We start from the raw sequence: 16,603 nt of genomic DNA, 5'->3' as shown, positions 1-16,603 counted from the left end.
TCACTCCCCGGGGTAGACGACCCCGAGCCTGCGACGCACCTCGTCGGCCGTCTCCAGCACCGTGAGCACCTCGTCGAGCGGGTGCAGCGGCGACTCCGTGCGCCCCTCCGCGACGTAGCGCGCGAGCGCCGCGGCCTGGAAGCACAGGCCGTCGAGCTCCTCGACGCGGTTGTCGTCCCACGTCGCGGCCTCGTCGCCCACGTGCAGCGTCACGCTCGACGGCCCGCGGAACCGCGGACCCGTGGTGACCCAGCCCGCCTCGCCGTGCACGCGCGCCTCGTCGTCGGCAGGCGTCAGCATCGACGTGAACAGCTGCGCCTGCAGCCCCGGGTACGCGACCTGCAGCGCGACCTGCTCGTCGACGCCCGTGCGCGCGAGCGAGCCCATGACCTGCAGGTCCGTGGGCGTCGCGGGCAGACCCACCGTCGTCGCGACGAACGACGCGAACGACAGCGGGTAGATGCCGATGTCGAGCAGCACGCCGCCCGCGAGCGCCGGGTCCATCAGCCGGTGGTCGTCCGGCACCTCGGTCCGCGTCGCGAACGACCCCGTCACCCAGCGCGGCCGGCCGATCGTCCCGCTCTCCAGGACCTGACGCAGCACGTCCACGTGCGGCAGGTACCGCGTCCACATCGCCTCCATCGCGAGCACGCCCGCCGCGCGCGCGGCGTCCACGATGAGCCGCGCCTCGGCCGCGTTGCGCGCCATGGGCTTCTCGACGAGCACGTGCTTGCCCGCCGCGATCGCCGCGAGCGCCTGGTCCACGTGGTGGCTGTGCGGGCTCGCGACGTACACGACGTCGACCTCGGGATCGTTGACGAGCGCGTCGTACGACGACAGTGCTCGCTCGACCCCGTGCTCGTCGGCGAACGCCTGCGCGCGAGCCTGGTCCCGGCTCGCGACCGCCACCACGCGCTGCCCGGTGTTCCGGCGCAGCGACCCGACGAAGTGCCCCGCGATCCAGCCCGGGGCGATCACGCCCCAGCGCAGGCTCGGCGCGTCGGACGGGTCGGGGAACCGGGGCTCGGGCAGCAGCAGCGTCACGCGCACACTCTGGCACGCTCACGACGTGGTCGGTGCGGCCGCCACCGGCGTGCCGCGCGGCACCCCCTGTGGAGAACTCGGGACGACCCGGTCGTCATGTCGCTACGGTCCTGCGTCATGCTCACAGACCGGACCCCGTGGCCCGACGGCCTGACCGACAACCTCACCGATGCGCAGAGGCGGCGTCTCCGCGGCGTGCGCACGCGGCTCATCCTCGTCGCCGTCCTCGCGGTGGCCGGTTCCGTCATGGTGGGCTTCGCCCTGCTCCCGACGATGGACAGGCTCGAGCAGATCGACGGCCAGCTGTCCGTGCTGCCCTCGCCGACGGCCGGCACCGCCGAGGAGGAGTTCACGCTGCCTCTCGGGTTGCCGCCCGGGACGTGCTACACGGAGGTTCCTGGCGCCGACGACATGTCCGACCTGCACGAGGTCGACTGCGAGCGGCCGCACCTCACGGAGCTGAGCGCCACCGTCGCCCTGACCGAGCCGTTCGACGAGTCCGACTGGACCGAGCTCGCCGAGATCGAGGCGGCGTGCATGCACGCGAACCACGCGTTCGGCACCGCGCCGGGCGAGCAGGCGACGAGCCCGGAGAGCTACCGCCACTACATCGCGTGGCCCCACAGCAGCCAGTGGGACGACGAGGGCGGACGCGTCGCCTACTGCTTCTACGCGGCGCGCTCGGCTCCGACGACGGGCTCGCTCGTCGCCGGCACCTCCGAGCTCCTCCCCGGCCATGTGTGACACCAGCACCCGGCACGGGTGCTCGTCAGGCAGCACGTCGAACACCTCACCGGGCTGCGAACGGCCCGCCGATCCGCGCGGTCCATCGCGCCTGCTCGGCGTCGAGCCCACCGGCGAACACGCGGTCCGGGCCGCCCAGCGTGTAGCCCGTCGCCGCCGCGGGCCCGTCGTCCGCGCGACGACGCTCGCCGAACATCTCGACGGCCTCCCCCGCGACGATCCGCCGCACCGCGTCGGCGACGTCGCCCATGTCCCCGTCGGACGCCGCGGCGAACCGGATCAGCAGCCCTGAGCCCGCTGTCACCCAGATCTCGTCGTCGCCCCTGGCGGACAGGCGCACCGTGATCTCGGTGTCCGGCGACCAGACGACCGCCTCGCGCTCCGCACCCGCGCACAGGTACGCCTCGAGCTCACGCGCGAGCTCGTCCACCGCCGCGCGCAGCGCGGGTCCCGCGACGTCAGCCATGCCACCTTCCTCCCTGCAGCGCCGCGGCGCGGTGGTCGAGTCAGGCCGACGTGATCGTCAGGCCCGTGTCGCTGCGGTCGACGACGACCGTCTGGCCGTCGTGGATCTGGCCGGACAGCAGCGCCTTGGCGAGGTTGTCGCCGATCTCGCGCTGCACCAGGCGGCGCAGCGGGCGCGCACCGTACGCCGGGTCGTAGCCCTCGATCGCGAGCCAGTCGCGGGCCGCGGGCGTGACGTCGAGCGTGAGCCGACGATCCGCGAGGCGACGCGCGAGCGCGGCGACCTGCAGGTCGACGATGTGCCCGATCTCGTCGAGCGTCAGCGCCTCGAACAGCACCACGTCGTCGAGCCGGTTGAGGAACTCCGGCTTGAACGCGGTACGCACCGCGCCCATCACGGCGTCCCGCTTCTCCGTCTCCGACAGCAGCGGGTCGACCAGGAACTGCGAGCCCAGGTTCGAGGTGAGGATGAGGATGACGTTGCGGAAGTCGACCGTGCGGCCCTGGCCGTCGGTCAGCCGGCCGTCGTCGAGCACCTGCAGCAGCACGTCGAACACCTCGGGGTGCGCCTTCTCGACCTCGTCGAGCAGCACCACCGAGTACGGGCGGCGGCGCACGGCCTCGGTGACCTGGCCGCCCTCCTCGTAGCCGACGTACCCGGGCGGCGCGCCGACGAGCCGCGCCACGGAGTGCTTCTCGCCGTACTCGGACATGTCGATGCGGACCATCGCACGCTCGTCGTCGAACAGGAAGTCCGCGAGCGCCTTCGCGAGCTCGGTCTTCCCGACGCCCGTGGGGCCGAGGAACAGGAACGAGCCCGTGGGACGGTCCGGGTCGCTGATGCCTGCACGGGCGCGGCGCACCGCGTCCGAGACCGTCGCGACGGCCTTCTTCTGCCCGATGAGGCGCTCGCCGAGCACCTCCTCCATGCGCAGCAGCTTGGCGGTCTCGCCCTCGAGCATGCGGCCCGCGGGGATGCCCGTCCACGCCGAGACGACCTCGGCGATCTCGTCGGGACCCACCTTCTCCGCGATCATCGGCGGCGCGTCGACGGTGTCCGCGGCGGCCTCGGACGCCTCGGCGTCCGCGATCTGCCGCTCGACCGCGGGGATCTCGCCGTAGAGCAGCCGCGCGGCCTTCTCCAGGTCACCCTCGCGCTGCAGGCGCTCCGCGTCGGAGCGCAGCGCGTCCAGGCGCGCCTTGAGGTCGCCGACGAGGTTGTGGCCCGCCTTCTCCTTCTCCCAGCGCGCGTTCAGCGCCGCGAGCTCCTCGCGCCGGTCCGCGAGGTCCTTGCGCAGCCGCTCGAGCCGGTCGAGCGAGGCGGGGTCGTCGGACTCCGACAGGACGACCTCCTCCATCTCCAGGCGCGTCACGGCACGCTGCAGCTCGTCGATCTCGATCGGCGAGCTGTCGAGCTCCATGCGCAGCCGCGAGGCGGCCTCGTCGACCAGGTCGATCGCCTTGTCCGGGAGCTGGCGGCCGGTGATGTACCGGTCGGACAGCGCCGCCGCGGCCACGAGCGCGGCGTCCGAGATGGTCACCTTGTGGTGCGCCTCGTACCGCTCCTTGAGCCCGCGCAGGATCGCGACCGTGTCCTCCACGGACGGCTCGCCGACGAACACCTGCTGGAACCGCCGCTCGAGCGCCGGGTCCTTCTCGACGTGCTCGCGGTACTCGTCGAGCGTCGTCGCACCGACCAGCCGCAGCTCGCCGCGCGCGAGCATGGGCTTGAGCATGTTGCCCGCGTCCATCGCGCCCTCGCCGCCGGCACCCGCGCCGACGACCGTGTGCAGCTCGTCGATGAACGTGACGACCTGCCCGTCGGAGCCCTTGATCTCCTCGAGCACCGCCTTGAGGCGCTCCTCGAACTCGCCGCGGTACTTCGCGCCCGCGACCATCGACGCGAGGTCGAGCGAGACGAGCCGCTTGCCGCGCAGCGACTCCGGGACGTCGCCCTCGACGATGCGCTGCGCGAGCCCCTCGACCACGGCGGTCTTGCCGACGCCCGGCTCACCGATCAGCACGGGGTTGTTCTTGGTGCGGCGCGAGAGCACCTGCACGACGCGGCGGATCTCCGAGTCACGGCCGATCACCGGGTCGAGCTTGCCCTCCGCGGCGCGCTGCGTGAGGTCCACGCCGTACTTCTCGAGCGCCTTGTACGTGCCCTCCGGGTTCGGGCTGGTGACGCGCGCGTTGCCGCGCACCGTGGGCAGCGCCGCGAGCAGCGCGTCGCGCGACGCCCCGGCCGCGCGCAGCGCGTCGGCCACGCCCGACTGGCCCGCGGCCAGGCCGATGAGCAGGTGCTCGGTCGAGACGTAGTCGTCGCCGAGCGTGCGGGCCTCCGCGTTGGCCGCCTCGATCGCGGCGGACGTCGCGCGCGACGCGTTGGGCTGCGCGACCGTCGAGCCCGACGACGACGGCAGGTTGACGAGGATGCCGCGCACCGCGCGGCCGAGCGCCCCGCGGTCGGCTCCGACCGCGTCGAGCAGCCCGTTGGCGACGCCGCCCTCCTGCTGGAGCAGCGCGTCGAGGATGTGCGCCGGCTCCAGCTGCGGGTTGCCGGCGGCGCTCGCGGACTGGATGGCGCTGCCGAGCGCCTCCTGCGAGCGGGTCGTGAGCTTGGCGTCCACGTGACCTCCCTGCGCGAGTCTCGCGCGTCGTCGATGTGTCTGCACATCCCAACGCGACAAAGTTGAGTCTATTCCACTCAACTTCCGCCCGCCTACCGCGGTCCACCCGCCCGCCGCGCCTCCCCCGCACCTCCCCCGCGAGCCCCCGCCGACCCACCGCGGCGCCCAGGCGCCCCCCCATCCCCTGGATGCAGGGATCGATGCAGCCCCGGCCGCCAGGCAGCGGCGGATCCTGCATCCAGCCCTGCATCGACGGGGTCGATATGAGGGGCAGCCGGCCTCGCATCGTGCTGCGGGCGTCCCGTGCGCGGCGGGGAGGAGGGTGGTGGCTGGGGGTGGGGTCGGGTGGGGGTCAGCCGCCCTGGCCGCCGGAGTTGTCGGGGGCGCCGTCGCCCGGGGGGAGGTCGCCACGCTCGACCGGCTCGCCGTCCGGCGGTGCGGGGAGCTCGGCCAGGAGCTGGGCGAGCTCGCCGTCGCGCGCCGGGCGGACCGCGGCGCCGGCCTCGCGCAGCGTCGTGGCGTCGACGCCGTCGCCCTCGAGCAGCACGTGCACGTCGTCGTGCACCACCTCGCACGCCGTCACGTCCGCAGAGGCGTCCAGGTCGGCGCACGGCTCCACCTGGCCCGCCGGCCGGCGCGACGTCCGCACCCAGAGGGTCCCGCCCTCGCCGACGTACGCCGCCGCGAAGCCGTCGTCGCCGGAGACGCCCGCGGACTGCACGGCGACGTCGAACCCGTCGACGTCGGTCACGTAGACCAGGTCCCGCGCGATCCCCGCGTACGCCATCCGTTCCTCGGTGTCCGCGCCGACCCCGGAGCTCCCGCACGCGGCGAGCCCCAGCACGACGAGGACCGCGGCGGCGCCGGCCGCCACCCCCGCCCGGTCGAGGCTGAGCCCCTGCTGCGGGGCTCGGAACGGCTGGCGGCGTGCGGCGCGACTCATCCGGGCACGATACCGGGCATGTGTGGCGACCCGGACACCGCGCACGCCGTCGATGCAGGGATGACTGCAGGGATGACTGCAGAGCTCGCGGCCCGACCCCGGCGGGTGCTGCACTCATCCCTGCATCGAAGGGCCGGGCGGGGCGCGAAGGCGCCCGGGTGCAGCAGGAGGGCCCACCGGGGGCGGGCATGGCGGAGCCCCCGGCCCGCGGGGGTCAGGGGCTCCGCTCTGGGTCAGCCCGCCAGGAACGGCAGGAGGGCGGCGTTGACCTCGGCGGCGTGCGTGGTGAGCAGGCCGTGCGGGGCGCCCTCGATCTCGACGTACTGCGCGCTCGGCAGCGCCTGGGCGAACAGCCGTCCGGTGGCCTCGACGGGCAGGATCCGGTCGGCACTGCCGTGGATGATCAGCGCGGGCACGTCGATCTTCGGGATGTCGGAGCGGAAGTCCTCGCCCCACGAGAGCGGGGCGGCCGCGGACGCGACGGGCCCGGACTGCGCGGCGACGTCCCACGCGCGGCGCACCTGCTCCTCGCTGATGCGGCTGCCGAGGAACTCGTCGAGGTTGAAGAAGTCCTGGTAGAACGCGGTGAAGTAGGCGTAGCGGTCCACGCGGACGGTGGCCGCGACCTCCTCGAAGAACTCCGCGGGCTGCGCGCCGTCGGGGTTGTCGTCGGTCTTGGTGAGGTACGGCTCGAGCGAGCCGATGAACACGGCCTTGGCGACGCGCGCCGAGCCGTAGGTGCCGAGGTAGCGGCCGACCTCGCCGGTGCCCATCGAGAAGCCGACGAGGACCGCGTCCGTCAGGTCGAGGGTCTCGAGCACGGTGTTGAGGTCCGCGGCGAACGTGTCGTAGTCGTAGCCGACCGACGGCTCGTCGGACCGACCGAAGCCGCGGCGGTCGTACGTGACGACGCGGTAGCCCGCGTCGAGGAGGGCGGCGGTCTGCGCCTCCCAGGAGTTCCCGTCCAGCGGGAAGCCGTGGATGAGGACGACCGGCTGGCCGGTGCCCTTGTCCTCGTAGTGGAGCTGGAAGTCGATCGAGTTCTCCGTGCCGACCGTGATGCGTCCCATGGCGGTGCCCCTCGTACGTCGCGGCGAGAACGGTCGTTCTCTCCTGATGTCCGCTAACATAGAGAACGATCGTTCTCATTGCAAGTGGTCCGGACGAACCGGTCACCACGCGGACGGAAGAGAGGCCGACGATGGCCGGTACGACGAGCCGGGCGACCCCCGCCCGGGCGCCCCGGACGACCCCCGAGGAGGCACGCGCGCGCGTGGTCGCCGCCGCCGACGAGCTCTTCTACGCGAGCGGGGTCCAGGCCGTCGGCATGGACGAGGTCCGCACGGCGTCCGGCGTCTCGCTCAAGCGCCTCTACTCCGAGTTCCCCGGCAAGGAGCAGCTCGTGCTCGCGGTGCTCGACGCCCGGCACCACCGCTGGGAGGACGGCCTGACCCGCGCGGTCGCCGGTGCCGGCACGCCCCGCGAGCGGCTGCTCGCGATGTTCGACCACCTCGGCGCGTGGTTCTGCGACGACGGGTTCCGCGGGTGCGGGTTCATCAACACGTTCGGCGAGCTCGGGGCCGGCTCCCCCGCGGTCGCCGAGGCCGTCCGCGAGCACAAGCGCTCGTTCCAGGACTTCGTCGCCCGGCTCGCGGTCGAGGCGGGCGGCGACGAGACGCTCGGGGCGCAGCTCGCGCTGCTCGCCGAGGGCGCGCAGACCACCGCCGCGATCTCGGGCACCTCGGATCCCGCCGCGCAGGCCCGCCAGGCTGCCGAGGTCCTCGTCGACGCCGCCCTCGCCCGCACGCGTGGCGCCGGGCGCTGACCCCGACCCGCACCGGCCGTCCGCCCGTCACCGCTGGGACACCCCGGCGTCGTCGTCGCGACACCGCTCCTGCCTAGCGTCGGTCGCGACGACGACGAAAGGGCGACGATGACCCTCACGCTGACGCTCGTACGGCACGGGCGCACCCACTTCAACGCCCGCCGCGTCCTGCAGGGACGCTGCGACTCCCCGCTCACCCGCGAGGGACGCGCCGGCGTGCGGGTGACCGCGCGGCACCTGGCCGGCACCCCGTTCACCGCGGCCTGGTCCTCACCGTCCGGGCGGGCGGTGTCGACCGCGGTCGAGCTGCTGCGGCACCACGAGGGCGTGCGGCTGCGCACGCACCCGGACCTGCGCGAGTACCACTTCGGCGCCTACGAGCGGCGGCCCGAGCACGAGCTCGACGCCGTGCTCCCGTGGGCCGCGCTCGTCGAGCAGGTGCTCGCCGGGACCCACCCCGGCCTGCCGGGCGGGGAGCACGCCGCGGACTTCATGCGGCGTACGACGAGCGTGTTCGCGCACCTCGTCGAGCAGCACCTCGGGTCCGACGCGCACGTGCTCGTCGTCGGGCACGGCCTCGCGCTGGGCGCGTGGCTCGCGACGCTCGCGCCCGTCGGCCTGGTCGCACTGCCGAACGCCTCGGTGACCACGGTCGAGGTCGACGCGGCCGGCACACCCCGCATCGCGAGCCTGGCCGAGGACGTCGCCGCCCAGGGCACCCTCGCCGCCCGCCCCGCCCTCGCGCCGGTCGCCTGACCGGTACCGGGTGGACTTCCGCTCGCCTGGTGAGCGCAAGTCCACCCGTCAGCGCGTCGCGGCGGGTGCGGCGCGTGGGGCACGATGCGCAGATGAGCGACGGGGCCGCGTGGGGTGACGAGCAGCCGGACGTGCTGGGTGAGCCGTGGGTCGCGCGGACGCTCACGCTGCCGCCGGACGCCGAGTCCGGGCGTGCGGGCGTGGACCCCGTGGCGACCCTCGTGCACCGGCCGCCGCGGCACCGGCGCGCGGTGCTGTACCTGCACGGGTTCGTCGACTACTTCTTCCACCCGCACGTCGCGGACGCGCTCGACGCCGCGGGCTGGGACCTGTACGGACTCGACCTGCGCGACTACGGGCGGTCGATCCGCGAGGGCCGGCACGCCAACCACATCCGCGAGCTCGCGGGCTACGCGCCCGAGATCGACGCGGCGGTCGCACGCCTGCGCGCCGACCACGACCGCGTCGCGCTGCTCGGCCACTCCACGGGCGGGCTCGTCGCGGCGCTGTGGGCGCACGCGCGGCCCGGCCGGGTCGACGCCGTGGTTCTCAACTCGCCGTGGCTCGACCTGCGCAAGCCGTGGTTCGACCGGGTGGTGACCACGCGCATCCTGCGTGTGCTCGGCCGGATCGCGCCCGACCTCGTCGTCGGCCACATCCAGCCGCACTACGGGCGTGCGCTGCACTCCGGCTCGGGCGGCGAGTGGACGTACGACCTGGCGTGGAAGCCGCACGAGGGGTTCCCGGTGCGCGCGTCGTTCATCCGCACCATCCGCGCCGGCCACGCGCGCGTGGCCCGGGGCCTCGACATCCGCGAGCCCGTGCTCGTCGTGACGTCCGACGCGACGGGTCCCGACGACCGCGTCCACGACGGCCTGCTCACCACGGACTCGGTGCTGGACGTGGCGCAGATCGCGGCCCGCGCCTCGCGGCTCGGCACGGACGTCACGCTCGTCACGGTCCCGGGCGGCGCGCACGACCTGGCGCTGTCCCCCGCGCCCGCGCGCGAGGAGTACCTGCGCACCGTCGTGGAGTTCCTCGACGCGCACGCCCCCGCCTGACGAGCACCCCGGGGCGGGTGGGCACCGCCCCGGGGTGGGGTGCGTCAGGTGACCTTGACCGTCACCGCGGACGACGTCGCGCCGTTGAGGTAGGTCGTCGACGTCGAGGTGGGCGAGTACTTCGCGGTGACCTTGTGGGAACCCTTGGCCTGCGCGGGCAGCGTGACGGTCACCTTCCCCGCGTGCGACGCGGTCAACGTGACCTTCACGGTCTTCGACCCGACCGTCACCGCGACCGTGCCGAGCGGCTTGGTCACCAGACCGGCCGAGTCCACCGTCACCGTCGCCTTCAGCGCGGTCCCGGCCTTCACCGACGGGACCGACACCTTCACGGTCGGCGTCACCTTCGGCACCTTCGTCTGCACCGACGTGGACCGCGCGGTCGAGCCGTCCGCGCCCTTCGCGGTCACCCGCACCGAGAGCTTCGTGCCCACGTCGGACTTGCCGACCTTGTACGACGAGCCCGTCGCCCCGCTGATCGCGACACCGTCACGCAGCCACTGCACGCTCGTCGACACCGGGTCCGGCGACCACTCACCGCGCTTGACCCATACCGTCTTCCCATAGCCGACGGTCCCGGAGATCGACACCCGCGTGACGTTCACGATCGGCGAGGTGACCGTGACGGGCGCCGAGGTCACGGTGGTCGGCAGCCAGCCCGTGCCGCCCTTCGCGGTCACGCGCACCGACAGCTTCTTCCCGCTGTCGGCCGCGGTCACGGTGTACGACGACGAGGTCGCGCCGGAGATCGCCGCGCCGTCGCGCAGCCACTGCACGCTCGTCGTCGCCGACGACGGGTTCCACGTCCCGGTGCTCGCCTGCAGCGTGGCACCGGTCCGCGCGGTGCCCGTGATCGCGGGCCGCGTGACGTTCTGCACCGCGAGCGGGATCAGCACGTCCCGCGTCGTGGAGAACGCGGCGAGCTTCGCGTCCGCGACGTCCGTCGACAGCGGTGTCGTGCTCCCCGTCCAGAACCCGGCGGCGAACGGCGCGTTGCGCGGGTTCGTGGCGTGGTTCGGCTCGAGCCAGAGCGCGTGGTCGGCCTTCGGCTCCAGCCAGAGCGCCGCGAACGCGAACGTCCCGTCCTCGCGCACCGGCTCGGAGGACTTCTTGGCCCACTGCCCCGTGCTGCCGTCCCGCTGGTACAGGTGCACGACGAGCGCGCCGTTCTCGTCCGGGTCGATCGCGAAGCCCTCGGGCACGACGACCCGCCCGCGGATCCCGGAGAGCAGCGTGGGCCGCAGGACGACGCCCGTGGTGCCCGGTCGCATCAGCCGCGCCCGCGACCAGACGGCCGACAGGTCGTCACCCGCGGGCAGGACCGAGCCGTCGGCCGCCATCACCCCGGTGTCGACCAGCCCCAACCCGCTCGCGACGACCAGCGCGTAGGACCGTCCGGTGTCGAGGCCGTCCAGCGTGAACGTGCCGTCGTCGTGGGACCACAGGCGGGTCCCTTCGATCGTGCCGGCCGTGCCGGTCACCGCCATGAGGACGAGCGGCGCCTCGTACGGGCTGTAGTCGGGCGCCTCGATGCGCCCGGAGATGCTGCCGTTCGGGTTGACCGGCACGGTCAGGCCGCTCGCGGGGGCGGTGACGGGCGTCGCGTCGGCGCGCGAGGGGACGAAGAACCCGTCGGCGGCGTTCCACGTGCCGGTGTGCAGCGCGCGCGTGTTGTCCGCGAGGGTCAGGTGGACGGCCGTGCCCGCGGGCACGCCGCCCACGACGAACGTGCCGTCGGCGTGCACCGTGCCGCTCACGCGCCGGGTCGGGGTGGTCCCGACGACCCCCTCGATCGTGAGCCGCGACGGGTTCGTGTACGACGCGGGGAGCTGGAGCCGTCCGCTGACCTGCGCCGCGAGGGACGCGTTGACGACGAGCCCGGTGGTGCCCGGCTCGATGACCGCGGCGTCGGTGTGGAACAGCGCGGTCGTCCCCGTTGCGGTGACGTACCCGCTGAGCAGGCGGTGCTGCCCGTCGTGCAGGAGCAGCAGGTGGCTGCGGCCCTCGCGCAGGTCGCGCGCGACCGTGAACGTGCCGTCCGCCGCGACCGGCACGAACGTGGCCGGGAGGGTCGGGGTCTGCGTCCCGGTGCCGACGCCCGTGAGCACGCGCAGCTCGATGCGGGGCGGCGTGGCCTCGGAGTACGTGTACCCCGCGGGGAACACGACGCGTCCCGAGATGGGCGCGGGGTCGGCGGCGCGGGCCGGCACCGCGAGCGCGGTGAGGACCATCAGGAGCGCGCACGCGAGGGCGAGGAGCGGGGTCCGCGCGCGCGGCGGGGTCAGGGCGGTGGTCATGGGTGCCTCTCGTCGAGGTCGAGCGCTTCGGTGGGCGGCGTGCGTGCGGAGGGCCGCCGGCGGGTACCGGCGGCCCTCCGGCGTCAGGTGACCTTGACCGTGACGGCCGACGAGGTCGCGCCGGTCAGGTAGGTCGTGGACGTGGAGGTCGGCGAGTACGTCGCCGTGACCTTGTGGGAGCCCTTGGCCTGCGCGGGCAGGGTGACGGTGACCTTCCCGGCGTGAGTGGCCGTCAGCGTGACCTTGATCGTCTTGGAGCCGATGGTCACCGCGACCGTGCCGAGCGGCTTGGTCACCAGACCACCGGAGTCCACTGTCACGGTGGCCTTCAGCTTCGTGCCGGCCTTCACCGACGGCACCGACACCTTCACCGTCGGCGTCACCTTCGGCACCTTCGTCTGCACCGACGTCGAGCGCGCGGTCGACCCGTCCGCGGCCTTCGCCGTCACGCGCACCGACAGCTGCGTGCCCACGTCGGACTTCGTGACCTTGTACGACGAGCCGGTCGCACCGCTGATCGCGACACCGTCACGCAGCCACTGCACGCTCGTGGACGTCGGCGTCTGCGACCACGTGCCGCGGTTCGCCCAGACCGTCTTGCCGTAGCCGACCGTGCCGGAGATCGACACGCGCGTCACGTTGCTGATCGGCGCGGGCGCGACCGTCACCGCCGCGGACGTGGCCGACGTCGCGAGCCACCCCGTGCCGCCGTTCGCCGTCACGCGCACCGAGAGCTTCGTGCCCTCGTCGGCCGCCTTCGGCGTGTACGTCGTCGACGTCGCGCCGCTGATCGCCGTGCCGTCACGCAGCCACTGCACGCTCGTCGTGACCGACGACGGGTCCCACGTGCCCGCGGCGACCTTCACGGCAGACCCGACCCGGACCGTCCCGGTGACCGACGGCTTGGTCAGGTTCCGCACCGCGAACGGGATCCGCACGTCGACGCCGGTCGTGTGCCTGACGACCTTCGCCTTCGCCGGGTCGCTCGTCAGCGCCGTGGTGCTGCCCGTCCAGAAGCCGGCCGTGAACCGCGCGTTCTTCGCGTTCACCGACGCGTTCGGCTCGAAGTACAGCAGGTGGTCCTCGGTGCGCTTCGCCTCGTCGAAGGCCCTCAGCGAGAACCAGCCGTTCGGTTCGACCAACGCGACGTCGGTCGCGTTCGTCGCCCAGACGCCGTCCGTGCCGCGCCGCCACAGCTGGACCCTCGCGGCGTTCGTGTCCCAGCGGTCGAACTGGAAGCCGTCCGGGACGGTCACGAAGCCGTGCACGCCCTCGCTGACCGTCGGCCGCAGGACGACGCCCGTGGCGGTCGGTCGGATCTTCTTGAGGCTCGACCAGGTGGCCGCGAAGCCCTTGTCGTCCCGCGGGACCGGGGACCACGACCCGTCGGCGCGCAGCGCCCCGGACTGCAGCGACCCGAAGGTGAACATGCTGATCGCGTACGAGCGGCCGGTGTCGAGGTCGGGGATGGTGAACGTGCCGTCGTCGGCCGCGTCGTACGAGAAGCCCTCCTTGATGCCGGACGTGTCGACGACCGCGTCCAGCGAGACGGAGGTGTTGGCGAGGAAGGCGGCGTCCGCCACGACCCGCCCGGAGATGCTGCCGGCCAGGTTCGGGCGCAGCGTCAGACCGCTCGCGCCGGCGTTCACCGTGCCGGCCTTCAGCCGGGTCGCCGAGAAGTACCCGTCGGTGGGGTTCCACGCGCCGTCGTACAGCTTCTCCTGCGGGTCGAGGATCGAGATCCGGACCGCCTGGCCCGACGCGAAGCCGCCGACGACGAACGAGCCGTCGGACGCGATCTTCCCGTAGGTCCACCGCTCGTCGCCCGCGTACGGCGTGCCGACGTTCGCCCACAGGCTGAGCGGCCGGTTGGCGTCCGCGGTGTACCCGCTCGGCAGCACGATGCGGCCGGTGACCTGCTGGCCGATCGTCGTGCTCACGACGACGCCGGTGCGGCCCGGGGAGAACAGCGCGCCGGCGGGGTGCTGCGGGGAGATCCCGCCGCTCGCGTTCACGTACCCGGCGACGAGGCGCTGCTGACCGTCCGCGAGCAGCAGGTAGTACTGGCGCGTCGACTCCAGCCGGCTGCCGGGGACGGTGAACGTCCCGTCCGCGGCGACCGTGACGTACAGGACCGGGTAACGCACGGCCTCCGTCGTCGTGGCGCTCGTCGGGTAGCGCACCTCGAACCGCGGGGGCGCGGACGCGTCGTACGTGTACCCCGAGGGGAACACGACGCGCCCGGTGATGTCGAGCGGGTCGGCCGCGCGCGCGGGGACGGCGAGCCCGGCGACGAGCAGCGCGACGGCCGCGGTCAGGGCGAGCAGCACGCGGCGGGCGCGCGTGAGCGGCGCTGCGGCCACTGCGGTGGTGGCCACGGGTGTGGTCAGGGGCATGGGCTACCTCTCGTCGACGGCCGGCTGGAGCGGCTCGGTCGGGTGGGCGACCCGCGGGGGCGGGTCCAGGGGATGGGGCACGAGGGGGACGTGGCCGGGCGGGGGCGCGACGGCGGCGCCCCGGCCCCGGGGATCAGGTGACCTTGACCGTGACGGTCGACGAGGTCGCGCCGTTGAGGTAGGTGCTCGACGTCGAGGTCGGCGTGTACTTCGCGGTGACCTTGTGGGAGCCCTTGGCCTGCGCGGGCAGGGTGACGGTGACCTTCCCCGCGTGGGTCGCGGTGAGCGTGACCTTGACGGTCTTCGACCCGATCGTCACTGCGACCGTGCCGAGCGGCTTGGTCACCAGACCACCGGAGTCCACTGTCACGGTGGCCTTCAGCTTCGTGCCGGCCTTCACCGACGGCACCGACACCTTCACGCTCGGCGTCACCTTCGGCACCTTCGTCGCCACCGACGTGGACCGCGCCGTCGAGCCGTCCGCGCCCTTCGCCGTGACCCGCACCGACAGCTTCTTGCCGACGTCGGACTTGCCGACCTTGTACGACGAGCCCGTCGCCCCGCTGATCGCGACACCGTCACGCAGCCACTGCACGCTCGTCGACACCGGGTCCGGCGACCACTCACCGCGCTTGACCCACACCGTCTTCCCATAGCCGACGGTCCCGGAGATCGACACCCGCGTCACGTTCGCGATCGGCTGCGCGACGTCCACCGCCGGCGTGGTCAGGACCGCCGGCGCCCATCCGAGACCGTTGTCCGCGGTCACGCGCGCGGCGACCCGCTTCCCGGCGTCGGCGGCCGTGAGCGTGTACGTGGTGCCCGTCGCGCCGCTGACGGCCGTGCCGTCGCGCAGCCACTGCACGCTCGTCGTCGCCGACGCGGGCGTCCAGGTGCCCACCTTCGCCGTGAGGGTCGCGCCCACGCGCGCGGTGCCCGTGACGGACGGCGCCGTCGCGTTCCGCACCGAGAGCGGGAAGACGATGTCCCGCTCGCGCGACGGGGTCACCCGCTTCGCGGCGTCGATGCTCGCGACCGGGGCCGTGTCGTTGCCCGCCCAGAAGCCGACGGGGAGCGAACCGACGGGTCGGCCGCCGGTCACCTCGAGCCCGAGCACCTGCTCGGTGCCCTCCGGGATCGACTGGACCGCGAACGTGAACGTGCCGTCCTGACGCACGTCCTGGTAGCCGCGGTCGATCCACGTCGTCTGTCCCGCCAGGCGCTCGTACCGCCGGACCAGAAGGGTGTCCCTCTCGAAGGGGTACCCCTCGGGCAGCATGACGCGGCCGCGCAGCGCCGGGAGCCACTGCGGACGCACGACGAACGTGGTGCCGTCCGGGGTCGGCCGCACGGCCGCGCCCTGCGACCAGACCTCCGCGATGTCGTAGGTCGGCAGGACGGTGCCGTCCGCGCGCACCAGGCCCTCCTCGACCTTGCCCATGCCCGTGGTCAGGTGCAGGGCGTACGTCCGTCCGGTGTCGAGCGTGGTGAACGTCGCCGTGTCGTCCGGGTTGACGATCGCCGTGCCTGCGCTGATCGACCCCCCGGGACCCGTCACGGCCTCGAAGATGAGCAGGCTCTCGTACGCGCTGAAGTCCGGCAGGTCGAGCTGGGCACGGATGGTCCCGGCACGGTTGACCTGGAGGGACAGGCCGCTCGTCGGCGCGGTGACCGTCCCGGCGTGCTCGCGCCCGGGGACGAGGAACCCGTCGGCGGGGTTCCAGACGCCGCCGTACAGGTCGTAGGGCGTGGTGACCTCGAGGTGCACCGGCGTGCCGGAGGGCAGGGCCCCGACGACGAACGTGCCGTCCGCGGCGACCGTGCCCGAGACGAGGCGGCCCTCGGCACCGACGAGGCCCCGGACGCCGACGGGCCCGGTCTCGCCCTTGTGCCCCGAGGGCAGCTGCACGCGTCCGGTGATCCGCTCGCCGAGCGTGGCGCTGAACGTCACGCTGGACCCGGTCGCGAGCGTGGTCGCCTGGTCGAGGGCCTGGACGGTCGTGCCCCCGCCGGCGTACCCGTTGACGAGCCGGTGCTGGCCGTCGTGCAGCGTGAGGACGTACGGGCGGTCGGTGCGCAGGTTCTGCCCGACGGCGAAGGTGCCGTCGGCGGCGACGGTGGCCCACGTCCCGACCTGGAAGGCCGTCGAGGAGCCCGGGTTCCGGTCGGAGAGCAGGACGCGCGGCGGCTGGGCGGCGGAGTACGTGTACCCGGCGGGGAACACCACGCGACCGGTGACGGTCGTGGCGTCCGCCGCGGCCGCGGGCGTCACAAGCCCGGCGATCAGGAGCGAGAGCGCTCCCACGATGGCGAGCAACGCGCTGCGGGTGCGCGGCAGGGCGGTCGGGGCGGGGGTCATGAAGAACGGCCTCTCGTCGACGACTGCTCGCGCCGCTGCCCGGCGCGAATGTCGGGACTGTACCGATTCGGGACTTGCCACGA

The 16,603-nt window shown here is 73.6% G+C and carries 12 protein-coding genes; 4 read left to right on the top strand and 8 right to left on the bottom strand.

Annotated elements, in window-relative coordinates:
• A complete protein-coding gene (locus tag F1D97_RS05045; RefSeq protein ID WP_236122665.1) occupies window positions 1-1,044 on the bottom strand; it encodes a Gfo/Idh/MocA family protein in 1,044 nt (347 codons plus the stop codon).
• A gap of 117 nt (window positions 1,045-1,161) precedes the next feature.
• Between F1D97_RS05045 and F1D97_RS05040 the strand changes: the two genes are divergently transcribed.
• Window positions 1,162-1,788, top strand: coding sequence for a septum formation family protein (locus tag F1D97_RS05040; RefSeq protein WP_236122657.1), 627 nt, complete (start codon window positions 1,162-1,164; stop codon window positions 1,786-1,788).
• Between the two features lie 46 nt (window positions 1,789-1,834).
• On the opposite strand, the gene F1D97_RS05035 is transcribed toward F1D97_RS05040, so the two are convergent.
• The 4 genes from F1D97_RS05035 to F1D97_RS05020 form a co-directional block, all read right to left on the bottom strand.
• Window positions 1,835-2,254 carry a hypothetical protein gene (locus F1D97_RS05035; RefSeq protein ID WP_236122655.1) on the bottom strand — a complete coding sequence of 140 codons (420 nt, stop codon included), beginning with the start codon at window positions 2,252-2,254 and terminating at the stop codon, window positions 1,835-1,837.
• 40 nt (window positions 2,255-2,294) lie between these two features.
• A complete protein-coding gene (gene clpB, locus F1D97_RS05030) occupies window positions 2,295-4,883 on the bottom strand; it encodes an ATP-dependent chaperone ClpB (RefSeq protein WP_236122654.1) in 2,589 nt (862 codons plus the stop codon).
• Between the two features lie 352 nt (window positions 4,884-5,235).
• Window positions 5,236-5,826 (bottom strand): hypothetical protein, encoded by a 591-nt coding sequence (locus F1D97_RS05025; protein ID WP_236122648.1) that lies wholly within the window; start codon window positions 5,824-5,826, stop codon window positions 5,236-5,238.
• 233 nt (window positions 5,827-6,059) lie between these two features.
• Window positions 6,060-6,896 carry an alpha/beta fold hydrolase gene (locus F1D97_RS05020; protein WP_236122646.1) on the bottom strand — a complete coding sequence of 279 codons (837 nt, stop codon included), beginning with the start codon at window positions 6,894-6,896 and terminating at the stop codon, window positions 6,060-6,062.
• A 131-nt stretch (window positions 6,897-7,027) separates the two neighbouring features.
• Here F1D97_RS05020 and F1D97_RS05015 point away from each other — a divergent pair, with 131 nt between their 5' ends.
• From F1D97_RS05015 to F1D97_RS05005, 3 genes are all read left to right on the top strand, one after another.
• Window positions 7,028-7,651: a TetR/AcrR family transcriptional regulator gene (locus F1D97_RS05015; protein ID WP_236122644.1), complete on the top strand. Its 624-nt coding sequence runs from the start codon at window positions 7,028-7,030 to the stop codon at window positions 7,649-7,651.
• A gap of 108 nt (window positions 7,652-7,759) precedes the next feature.
• On the top strand, window positions 7,760-8,407 hold the full coding sequence (locus tag F1D97_RS05010; RefSeq protein WP_236122642.1) for a histidine phosphatase family protein: 648 nt from the start codon (window positions 7,760-7,762) through the stop codon (window positions 8,405-8,407).
• 92 nt (window positions 8,408-8,499) lie between these two features.
• Entirely contained in the window at window positions 8,500-9,468 is a 969-nt protein-coding gene (locus tag F1D97_RS05005) for an alpha/beta hydrolase (RefSeq protein WP_236122640.1), read from the top strand.
• A 44-nt stretch (window positions 9,469-9,512) separates the two neighbouring features.
• On the opposite strand, the gene F1D97_RS05000 is transcribed toward F1D97_RS05005, so the two are convergent.
• The 3 genes from F1D97_RS05000 to F1D97_RS04990 form a co-directional block, all read right to left on the bottom strand.
• Window positions 9,513-11,765 carry an Ig-like domain repeat protein gene (locus tag F1D97_RS05000; protein ID WP_236122638.1) on the bottom strand — a complete coding sequence of 751 codons (2,253 nt, stop codon included), beginning with the start codon at window positions 11,763-11,765 and terminating at the stop codon, window positions 9,513-9,515.
• An 83-nt stretch (window positions 11,766-11,848) separates the two neighbouring features.
• The gene (locus tag F1D97_RS04995; RefSeq protein ID WP_236122637.1) at window positions 11,849-14,161 is read right to left on the bottom strand and encodes an Ig-like domain repeat protein; all 2,313 of its coding nucleotides are present in this window, start codon (window positions 14,159-14,161) and stop codon (window positions 11,849-11,851) included.
• Between the two features lie 133 nt (window positions 14,162-14,294).
• Window positions 14,295-16,520 carry an Ig-like domain repeat protein gene (locus F1D97_RS04990; RefSeq protein WP_236122634.1) on the bottom strand — a complete coding sequence of 742 codons (2,226 nt, stop codon included), beginning with the start codon at window positions 16,518-16,520 and terminating at the stop codon, window positions 14,295-14,297.
• Window positions 16,521-16,603 lie beyond the last annotated feature (83 nt).

The organism is Cellulomonas palmilytica, assembly GCF_021590045.1.
Classification (GTDB): Bacteria; Actinomycetota; Actinomycetes; order Actinomycetales; family Cellulomonadaceae; genus Cellulomonas; species Cellulomonas palmilytica.
This window is presented reverse-complemented; position numbering and strand designations above follow the sequence as displayed.